Source organism: Carnobacterium pleistocenium FTR1, assembly GCF_000744285.1.
GTDB lineage: Bacteria > Bacillota > Bacilli > Lactobacillales > Carnobacteriaceae > Carnobacterium_B > Carnobacterium_B pleistocenium.
This window is the reverse complement of sequence record NZ_JQLQ01000004.1, coordinates 1-10,642: the sequence shown is the minus strand read 5'-3', so window position 1 is coordinate 10,642 and position 10,642 is coordinate 1. Positions and strand designations below refer to the sequence as shown.

General features: G+C 42.1%; 4 protein-coding genes, 3 rRNA genes, 2 pseudogenes and 1 other annotated feature. All 9 genes and pseudogenes read right to left on the bottom strand.

Annotation, left to right across the window (positions count from 1 at the left end; translation table 11 throughout):
* Window positions 1-72 precede the first annotated feature (72 nt).
* Window positions 73-188 (bottom strand): 5S ribosomal RNA (gene rrf, locus BP17_RS12975).
* An 89-nt stretch (window positions 189-277) separates the two neighbouring features.
* A 23S ribosomal RNA gene (locus BP17_RS12970) occupies window positions 278-3,195 on the bottom strand.
* 224 nt (window positions 3,196-3,419) lie between these two features.
* Window positions 3,420-4,981, bottom strand: a 16S ribosomal RNA gene (locus BP17_RS12965).
* Together the 16S, 23S and 5S rRNA genes form the textbook arrangement of a ribosomal RNA operon.
* Before the next feature lie 525 nt (window positions 4,982-5,506).
* Window positions 5,507-6,040 (bottom strand): peptide-methionine (S)-S-oxide reductase MsrA, encoded by a 534-nt coding sequence (gene msrA / locus BP17_RS12960; RefSeq protein WP_035054923.1) that lies wholly within the window; start codon window positions 6,038-6,040, stop codon window positions 5,507-5,509.
* Window positions 6,041-6,122: 82 nt separating this feature from the next.
* Window positions 6,123-7,406 carry a serine--tRNA ligase gene (serS, locus tag BP17_RS12955; protein WP_035054920.1) on the bottom strand — a complete coding sequence of 428 codons (1,284 nt, stop codon included), beginning with the start codon at window positions 7,404-7,406 and terminating at the stop codon, window positions 6,123-6,125.
* A gap of 66 nt (window positions 7,407-7,472) precedes the next feature.
* Window positions 7,473-7,710 (bottom strand) — a binding site (T-box leader).
* Window positions 7,711-7,854: 144 nt separating this feature from the next.
* A complete protein-coding gene (locus BP17_RS13700; protein ID WP_232219659.1) occupies window positions 7,855-8,439 on the bottom strand; it encodes a D-alanyl-D-alanine carboxypeptidase family protein in 585 nt (194 codons plus the stop codon).
* 149 nt (window positions 8,440-8,588) lie between these two features.
* Complete coding sequence (locus tag BP17_RS13695) at window positions 8,589-9,113, bottom strand: serine hydrolase (RefSeq protein ID WP_232219658.1); 525 nt, start codon at window positions 9,111-9,113, stop codon at window positions 8,589-8,591.
* Window positions 9,114-9,360: 247 nt separating this feature from the next.
* Window positions 9,361-10,496: pseudogene (locus BP17_RS12940) on the bottom strand (sensor histidine kinase).
* Between the two features lie 48 nt (window positions 10,497-10,544).
* Window positions 10,545-10,642 (bottom strand): annotated as a pseudogene (locus BP17_RS13500) (winged helix-turn-helix domain-containing protein); the annotation flags it as partial.

The following is a 10,642-nucleotide window of genomic DNA, read 5'->3' as shown; positions in this document are numbered from 1 at the left end:
CTATTCCTCCAAAAATATTTCTTTTAAAAACTGTAAAAAAAGACACCATCCGAAGATGATGTCTTTCTAGTTGCGTGGCAACGTCCTACTCTCACAAAGGGAAACCCTTCACTACCATCGGCGCTAAGAAGCTTAACTTCTGTGTTCGGCATGGGAACAGGTGTGACCTTCTTGCCATCATCACCACACAATTTCAATCAGAGAACATTGTTCTCTCAAAACTGGATAAGGTAAAAATCGTTTTTGTTTCTGAATCCGTCGTACACCGGTTATTTCTTTGGTTAAGTCCTCGACCGATTAGTATTGGTCCGCTCCATATATCGCTATACTTCCACTTCCAACCTATCAACCTGATCATCTCTCAGGGGTCTTACTCCACTTACGTGATGGGAAATCTCATCTTGAGGGGGGCTTCACGCTTAGATGCTTTCAGCGTTTATCCCGTCCACACATAGCTACCCAGCAATGCCCTTGGCAGAACAACTGGTACACCAGAGGTGTGTCCATCCCGGTCCTCTCGTACTAAGGACAGCTCCTCTCAAATTTCCTACGCCCGCGACGGATAGGGACCGAACTGTCTCACGACGTTCTGAACCAGCTCGCGTACCGCTTTAATGGGCGAACAGCCCAACCCTTGGGACCGACTACAGCCCCAGGATGCGATGAGCCGACATTCGAGGTGCAACCTCCCGTCGATGTGGACTCTTGGGGGAGATAAGCCTGTTATCCCAGGGTAGCTTTTATCCGTTTGAGCGATGGCCTTCCATACGGAACCACCGGATCACTAAGCCCGACTTTCGTCCCTGCTCGACTTGTAGGTCTCGCAGTCAAGCTCCCTTATGCCTTTACACTCTGCGAATGATTTCCAACCATTCTGAGGGAACCTTTGGGCGCCTCCGTTACACTTTAGGAGGCGACCGCCCCAGTCAAACTGCCCGTCAGACACTGTCTCCCAGCCCGATAAGGGCTGTGGGTTAGAGTGGTCATACAGCAAGGGTAGTATCCCACCAACGCCTCCACCAAGACTGGCGTCCTGGCTTCATTGGCTCCTACCTATCCTGTACAAGCTGTACAAACACTCAATATCAAACTGCAGTAAAAGCTCCATGGGGTCTTTCCGTCCTGTCGCGGGTAACCTGCATCTTCACAGGTACTATAATTTCACCGAGTCTCTCGTTGAGACAGTGCCCAGATCGTTACGCCTTTCGTGCGGGTCGGAACTTACCCGACAAGGAATTTCGCTACCTTAGGACCGTTATAGTTACGGCCGCCGTTTACTGGGGCTTCAATTCTGAGCTTCGCCCGAGAGCTAACCCTTCCTCTTAACCTTCCAGCACCGGGCAGGCGTCAGCCCCTATACGTCATCTTACGATTTTGCAGAGACCTGTGTTTTTGATAAACAGTCGCCTGGGCCTATTCACTGCGGCTGACCAATTGGTCAGCACCCCTTCTCCCGAAGTTACGGGGTCATTTTGCCGAGTTCCTTAACGAGAGTTCTCTCGCACACCTTAGGATTCTCTCCTCGACTACCTGTGTCGGTTTGCGGTACGGCAGTTTGTTTCTAACTAGAAGCTTTTCTTGACAGTGTGACATCGGGAACTTCGGTACTTAATTTCCCTCCCCATCACAACTTGTTCTTAAAGAAGCAAGCATTTGACTCACTTCAAAACTTGTTGCTTGGACGTGCATATCCAACCAGCACGTATTCTTAGCCTACTGTGTCCCTCCATTGTTCAAACAAAACAAACTGGTACAGGAATCTCAACCTGTTGTCCATCGTCTACGCCATTCGGCCTCGACTTAGGTCCCGACTAACCCTGGGAGGACGAGCCTTCCCCAGGAAACCTTAGTCATTCGGTGGACGGGATTCTCACCCGTCTTTCGCTACTCATACCGGCATTCTCACTTCTAAGCGCTCCACTAGTCCTCACGATCTAGCTTCAACGCCCTTAGAACGCTCTCCTACCATAGAACCAATGGTTCTATCCACAGCTTCGGTGTTATGTTTAGCCCCGGTAAATTTTCGGCGCAGGGTCACTCGACTAGTGAGCTATTACGCACTCTTTAAATGATGGCTGCTTCTGAGCCAACATCCTAGTTGTCTAAGCAACTCCACATCCTTTTCCACTTAACATAAACTTTGGGACCTTAGCTGGTGGTCTGGGCTGTTTCCCTTTCGACTACGGATCTTATCACTCGCAGTCTGACTCCCGGATATAAATCAATGGCATTCGGAGTTTATCTGAATTCGGTAACCCTAGAAGGGCCCCTAGTCCAAACAGTTGCTCTACCTCCATGATTCTAATTCCGAGGCTAGCCCTAAAGCTATTTCGGAGAGAACCAGCTATCTCCAAGTTCGATTGGAATTTCTCCGCTACCCACACCTCATCCCCGCATTTTTCAACATACGTGGGTTCGGTCCTCCAGTGCGTATTACCGCACCTTCAACCTGGACATGGGTAGATCACTTGGTTTCGGGTCTACGACCACATACTCATTCGCCCTATTCAGACTCGCTTTCGCTACGGCTCCGTCTCATCAACTTAACCTCGCATGTGATCGTAACTCGCCGGTTCATTCTACAAAAGGCACGCTATCACCCATTAACGGGCTTTAACTATTTGTAGGCACACGGTTTCAGGGGCTATTTCACTCCTCTTCCGAGGTTCTTTTCACCTTTCCCTCACGGTACTGGTTCACTATCGGTCACTAGGGAGTATTTAGCCTTGGGAGATGGTCCTCCCGGATTCCGACGGAATTTCTCGTGTTCCGCCGTACTCAGGATACTGATCAGAGTGAAATTGGTTTCGGTTACAGGGCTTTTACCTTCTTCGGCAGACCTTTCCAGGTCGCTTCTCCTACCAACTTCATTTATGACTCTATATGTTCAGTCCTACAACCCCAGAAAGCAAGCTTTCTGGTTTGGGCTATTCCCGTTTCGCTCGCCGCTACTCAGGGAATCGATTTTTCTTTCTCTTCCTGCAGGTACTTAGATGTTTCAGTTCTCTGCGTCTACCTCTACTGACCTATGTATTCAGTCAGCAGTAACATCCTATCAAAGATGCTGGGTTCCCCCATTCGGAAATCTTTGGATCAAAGCTCACTTACAGCTCCCCAAAGCATATCGGCGTTAGTCCCGTCCTTCATCGGCTCCTAGTGCCAAGGCATTCACCGTGCGCCCTTATTAACTTAACCTATGGTTAATCGTTAATGTTTAATACTCATCTTTCGATGAGAACCTTAAAAAACTTATTTTTTTAAAACTTTTCGGTGTGTTTCTGGTTTCTTACTTAATTACGATTTTTAACTTTATCCAGTTTTCAAAGAACAATTTTTACATTCAAGCGTTTGAGAAGATTAGACCTCTCAAAACTAAACAAAGTAAAGACGAATGTGTGGGTTTCCGTTATATTCCTTAGAAAGGAGGTGATCCAGCCGCACCTTCCGATACGGCTACCTTGTTACGACTTCACCCCAATTATCTGTCCCACCTTAGGCGGCTGGCTCCCAAAAGGGTTACCTCACCGACTTCGGGTGTTACAAACTCTCGTGGTGTGACGGGCGGTGTGTACAAGACCCGGGAACGTATTCACCGCGGCGTGCTGATCCGCGATTACTAGCGATTCCGGCTTCATGCAGGCGAGTTGCAGCCTGCAATCCGAACTGAGAATGGCTTTAAGAGATTAGCTTGGCCTCGCGACCTTGCGACTCGTTGTACCATCCATTGTAGCACGTGTGTAGCCCAGGTCATAAGGGGCATGATGATTTGACGTCATCCCCACCTTCCTCCGGTTTATCACCGGCAGTCTCACTAGAGTGCCCAACTGAATGCTGGCAACTAATAATAGGGGTTGCGCTCGTTGCGGGACTTAACCCAACATCTCACGACACGAGCTGACGACAACCATGCACCACCTGTCACTTTGTCCCCGAAGGGAAAGCCCTATCTCTAGGGTGGTCAAAGGATGTCAAGACCTGGTAAGGTTCTTCGCGTTGCTTCGAATTAAACCACATGCTCCACCGCTTGTGCGGGTCCCCGTCAATTCCTTTGAGTTTCAACCTTGCGGTCGTACTCCCCAGGCGGAGTGCTTAATGCGTTAGCTGCAGCACTGAAGGGCGGAAACCCTCCAACACTTAGCACTCATCGTTTACGGCGTGGACTACCAGGGTATCTAATCCTGTTTGCTCCCCACGCTTTCGAGCCTCAGCGTCAGTTACAGACCAGAGAGTCGCCTTCGCCACTGGTGTTCCTCCACATATCTACGCATTTCACCGCTACACGTGGAATTCCACTCTCCTCTTCTGCACTCAAGTTCCCCAGTTTCCAATGACCTTCCCCGGTTGAGCCGGGGGCTTTCACATCAGACTTAAAGAACCGCCTGCGCTCGCTTTACGCCCAATAAATCCGGACAACGCTTGCCACCTACGTATTACCGCGGCTGCTGGCACGTAGTTAGCCGTGGCTTTCTGGTTAGATACCGTCAGGGGATGAGCAGTTACTCTCATCCTTGTTCTTCTCTAACAACAGAGTTTTACGATCCGAAAACCTTCTTCACTCACGCGGCATTGCTCCGTCAGACTTTCGTCCATTGCGGAAGATTCCCTACTGCTGCCTCCCGTAGGAGTCTGGGCCGTGTCTCAGTCCCAGTGTGGCCGATCACCCTCTCAGGTCGGCTACGTATCATCGCCTTGGTGAGCCATTACCTCACCAACTAGCTAATACGCCGCGGGTCCATCCATAAGCGGTAGCCGAAGCCACCTTTCTTCTATTCGTCATGTGACGTTTAGAAATATGCGGTATTAGCATCCGTTTCCGAATGTTATCCCCCTCTTATGGGCAGGTTACCCACGTGTTACTCACCCGTCCGCCACTCCTTGACTTCGGTGGGTGCAAGCACCCGGTGAAATCAAAGCGTTCGACTTGCATGTATTAGGCATGCCGCCAGCGTTCGTCCTGAGCCAGGATCAAACTCTCATATAAAATGATGCTTGAAGCTCATTATTGAATTGCTAGCGAATAATTATTCACTAATTTTGTTACTGTTGACTTAGCACTGCTAAGTCACCCTCACATTTTGTTCGTTTTACTTTGTTTAGTTTTCAAAGGTCTAAAGTGTGTTGTTTGTTTGTGACAACTTATATATAATACCATGTCTCAAATCGTCTGTCAACAACTTTTTGATTTTTTCTTTGTCGCCGTGTCGGTTTGTTTCAACCTGTCTCAGCGACATATATAAATATAACAGGGTTTAAGCGTTTCGTCAATCTTTTTTGGTAAATAAAATAAAACAATTTTCAAATCTGAACAATGTTTTTTAAATCTATTCAAAATCGTATTATTTTACAAAGAAAACGAACGATTCTTCTTAAATTTTTCATTTTAATAGATTTTCAATATACAATATAATGTTTTTTATGAATAAAAAACCAGTATTTTATTCATAAAAAGAGAGAGTTTTTATTAAGTATCAATAAAAACTCTCTCTTTTTACTTTTTATGGATTAATTAAGATGTCCAATTCGACTCAATAAAACCCGCTCTTCCTGATCCTTGTCTATATCTTGAATAATGAGCAGCATTTTTCTTATAAAAACCTTGGTGATAATCTTCTGCTGGATAAAATGGCTCTGCTGGCTGAATTTCAGTTACAATAGGTTGTTTAAAGCGTCCACTATTTTGCAAAGCTTCTTTAGATGCTTCTGCTAATTGTCTTTGTTCTTCATTGTGATAGAAAATCACTGGACGATAAGAAGAGCCTCTATCTGCAAATTGTCCGCCTGCATCTGTTGGGTCTGTTTGTTGCCAATAGATTTCTACTAAATCTTTATAGCTAAATTTTTCGGGATCAAAGGTAATCTGAACTGCTTCTGTGTGTCCAGTTGTTTCGCTACAGACTTCTTCATAAGTTGGGTTTACCGTGTGGCCTCCTGTATAACCAGAAACAACCGATTCAATACCTGATTGTGTTTCAAAAGGTTTTACCATGCACCAAAAGCACCCACCTGCAAATGTTGCTTTTTCAAATTTTTGTTCACTCACTATCGATTCCCCCTTATATTCTTAGTGATTAGAGTATAGCACTCAACCCTATAGGTTTAAATTATTTTGAATTTCTCACTTTTTAGTCTGCTTTACGGATTTCAGTTACGCCACCCATATATGGAATCAGCACAGTCGGAACCTTAACTGAACCATCTGCTTGTTGGTAATTTTCTAAAATAGCTGCTATTGTTCTTCCTACTGCTAATCCAGAACCATTTAACGTATGAACAAATTCTAATTTACCTGTTTCTTCATTGCGGTAACGAATTTTTGCTCGTCTTGCTTGAAAAGCTTCAGTATTTGAGCAAGAACTGATTTCACGGTATGTTTCTTGAGCAGGGATCCATACTTCTAAGTCATATGTTTTTGCTGCTGAGAATCCCATATCTCCAGTGCATAATGCTAATACTCGATACGGTAAATCAAGTTTTTGTAATACTGTCTCAGCATTATTTGTCATTTTTTCTAATTCTTCATAAGACGTTTCAGGCTTACTGAATTTGACCATCTCAACTTTATTGAATTGGTGTAAACGAATCAATCCACGCGTATCTCTTCCTGCACTCCCAGCTTCTGATCTAAATGCAGGGCTTAATGCTGTAAAGTAAATAGGTAACTGTTCCTCTTTTAGAATTTCATTACTGTAATAGTTTGTTAAAGGAACCTCTGCTGTAGGAATCAACGTTAAATCTGTTCCTTCAATTTGGAAGACATCCTCTTTAAATTTAGGAAATTGACCTGTACCGAACATTGAATCGCTATTAACTAAATAAGGTGTCATCATTTCTGTATAACCGTGTTCTCCTGTATGCAGGTCTAACATAAAATTATAAACTGCTCGTTCTAATCTAGCACCTAGTCCTTTATAGAAAACAAAGCGACTTCCAGAAACTTTAGCTCCTCGTTCAAAATCTAAAATACCCAATTCTTCAGCAACTTCCCAATGGGCTTTTACTTGGAAATCTACTTTTACAGGCGTTCCCCATTTGCGAACCTCATCATTGTCTGCTTCATCTGCCCCTACTGGAACTGATTCGTGTGGCAAGTTTGGCAATCCGGTCGCAATCGTTTCTATTTTTTCATCGATTATTGCTAATTCTTTGTCTAACTCTTTTATTTTTTCTCCAACTTCACGCATTTCTTTTATCTTTTCATCTGCATTTTCTTTACTGCGCTTTAATGTTGCTATAGCGCCAGATACTTCGTTACGGTAACTTTTCAATTCTTCAGTTCTTACTATTAAAGAACGTCTTTCTCCATCAAATGTAATAAAATCTTCTAACAACTCACTTTTAACCCCACGTATTTCTAACTGTTTTGCAGTAGCATCAAAATCTGTTCTTAAACGCTTGATATCTATCATTTCAATCTTCCTTTCTTATGGTTATTCCTAATAAATTGTACAAAAAAAGCCATTCCGACCCCTTGTTTATGGGACGAAATGGCCTCAACGTTCGCGGTACCACCCAAATTTAGAAGATTGCCTATGAATCTCCTACACTTTACAATCAGATAACGGTCTGGATCCGAAACAATTTTATCAATAAAATTGAGTTCATTGTTTACTTCATGCGATGGATTCAAAAGATTAAACCATCAGTTTTCACCAACCACTGACTCTCTTTATGTATTCAATACAATTTACTGTTTCGCATTACTAACGTTTTTGTTCATTCAATTGTTTATATTTTACCTAATCTGTTTCCTTAAGTCAACAAAAAAAGGCTAGGGAGATTTCCCAGCCTTTTCCATAAATAGTAGTTAATGAACTAGCGTAAACTTTCTTCTATATCGTAGTTTTATTTGCTTATTTAGAACAAGTCACTTATAAAGGCCTTCACCCAGCGACCTGCTAGCACAAACACATTAGCTTTTTCAATGGTTGAAGCTGCAACAACGCTAATTTCTTCACCTTTATCTCCATTTACATAACCTAATTCGTCACCTTCACTGATAACTTGAGCTGTTCCTACGTCGGCTCCTTTTTCAATAGGAGCCGTTAAATGATCAGATTCATTTAATAAATCTTCTTGCAATTGAACCGTTACTGAAATATTTTCCATATCTGTATTTTTAGGAACTAAAAGCGAAACGTCCGATTTCACAGCTAATTCAATAGCATCTTTTTTACCCTCGTCTACAACTACGGGATCTATATTTTCAATTAGTTGGTTTTCTTCAAATGCAGGAACCATGTCCCAATTTTCAAATGCCCAATCCATCATTTTATCTGTCTCAACAAATCGTTTACCTAAATCTTGTTGCCCGTTAGTTGCATTCATTACAATTGTAATAATGGCCATGTCATCTTCTTTGGCTGTACCCGTCATTGAAGCTCCAGCAAAATCAGTTGTTCCTGTTTTTAGTCCATCAACATTTTCTCGTTCATAAATCAATCCTGGGTAACATCCAATTTAAAGTTTTGCATTTTAATTTGATCATCAGTACCTTCTCTAAAGGTTTTGTTCACTAATACTAGATGTTTCTAATACTTCAGGGAAATCAGTGATCAACCGTTGAGCTACAATCGCCATTTCTCTAGCCGTCATTGCGTTTGTCCACTAGTTTCTGTGCTACCTGGGTAAATGTTGCCTTGTAGATCGGCATTAGATAAGCCTGTGGTGTTGTACAATTCATAGTTAGTGACGCCCCATGATTCAACTTTTTCATGCATCATGTCGACAAAACTTTTTTCATCTCCTGCGATGTGTTCAGCAAGTGCAATAGTAGCACCATTTGCTGAATAAATAGCCATTGCTTGGTAAAGTTCTTCTACTGAATAAGTTTCGTCTACTCGCAAAGGAACGTTTGACAATTCGTAATTTTGGCTGATGTTATGAGCGTACTCACTGATTTCCACTTGATCATCCCAAGCTAAATCGCCATTTTTAATAGTCTCTAATAATAGATATTCCGTAACCATCTTAGTCATTGATGCAATGCCTAACTTCTCGTCACCATTTTGATTCAATAAGACTTTCCCCGTCGTTGGTTCAATAATAAAAGCAGCGGCTCCTTCTATTTCAGGTTGCTCAATTGTTTGCTGCTGATACAGTTGTGCTAGTAGCACCTAATGGAGAAAAAGTTCCTAATAATAGCGTTGTGACAAAAAGTGTACTAATTTTTTTGAATTTATTCATGTTTTTATTGTCTCCTCAGTTCGTTTGATTTTCAGTTTTATTATTTAATAAATTATTTCGCAGTAAAATACTGCACACTTTTTCTATGTTAGCGAACTACAGCAAAAAAAACAACCTTCTTTTAGTTAAATTTAATATAAGACGGTTGTTTTATATCAATTTCGTTTGAAAGCACCTTTATTGTTCTTTTTCAGCTAACTGCTTCAATGGTAGATGCATCACAAAACGAGTTAGATGAGCATCCGAAGAAGCATAGATATATCCGCCATGTAAGGCTACGATGCTTTGGGCAATTGCTAATCCCAAACCTGTACCTCCTGTTTCTTGCGACCGAGATTCCTCTACGCGATAGAAACGATCAAATAATTGATTCAATGATTCTTGTGGAATTGGTAGTCCATCATTATTAACTGAAATAATAACTTCTTTTCCAGCTTTTTGAACTTCGATAACTATTTTTTTACCATTTTTTCCATACTTCAAAGCATTTGAAATTAGATTATTGAATACACGAACCAATTTTTCAGTATCAGCTTCCATTTGAACAGCTTCATAAGAAGTGACCACTTCAATCTCCATGTGTCTTTTTCCAGCTTCCAATTCAAAGTCTGCTGCTAGCTGCTCTAGTAATTGCACCATGTCAAACTCAGATAAATTCAAAGGTGTAGTCGTTTGACGGACTTTTGTGTATTCAAATAAATCTTCTACAAGAACCTTCATCTGTTTCGCTTTTGTGTAGGCCGTATGAGTGTATTTCAATAATTCTTCTTCATTCTGGTAACGTCTTTCTTCAATCAATCCTAAGTAACCGATAATAGAAGTCAACGGTGTTCGTATGTCGTGGCTTACATTTGTAATCAACTCGTCTTTAGATTGTTCGATTCGACGTTCTTCCTCCATTGCTCGCACTGTACTATCTACTAAAACATGAATGCTTTCTACTACTTTTTCCATATCTCCACCAAAGTCTGTTGTGATTCGGTGTTCATAATGACCTTCTGCGATATAATGCAACTCACTAATAATGTGATTTAATTGCATCAACTTATACCGTCTTTTTAAGCGCCAATGAATGGTCGCAATTGCCACAATGGTTAAAACAATAATAAAAAATGGCGTGAGTGAAATAATCTGATTGCCTCGAATGCTAATAATAGCATCGCCAAAGAACCAAAACCCTCGGATGATTCCCGAAAATCAACAAGCATACGATTGAGAATAACAAAAGCAGCATAGTACAAAATCAAAATTAATCCAATAGTAATAAACCCTTCAACGATCAATTTACTTTTTTCTTTTCTTGTCAGTTTCAAATAACTAGTCAACTCCTACTCTTCAATCTTCAATGGACTTAGAAGATTTTACCGTTCCCCGATTTTATATCCCACTCCCCAAACGGTTTGAATTACTTTTTTCCCCGCCAGTCGCTTCTTTCAATTTTATCTCTTAAGTGGCTGAC

Bases quoted from the DNA above. Each gene is read 5' to 3' on its own strand.
- serS (WP_035054920.1), bottom strand. From the start codon at position 7,406: ATGATAGATATCAAGCGTTTAAGAACAGATTTTGATGCTACTGCAAAA.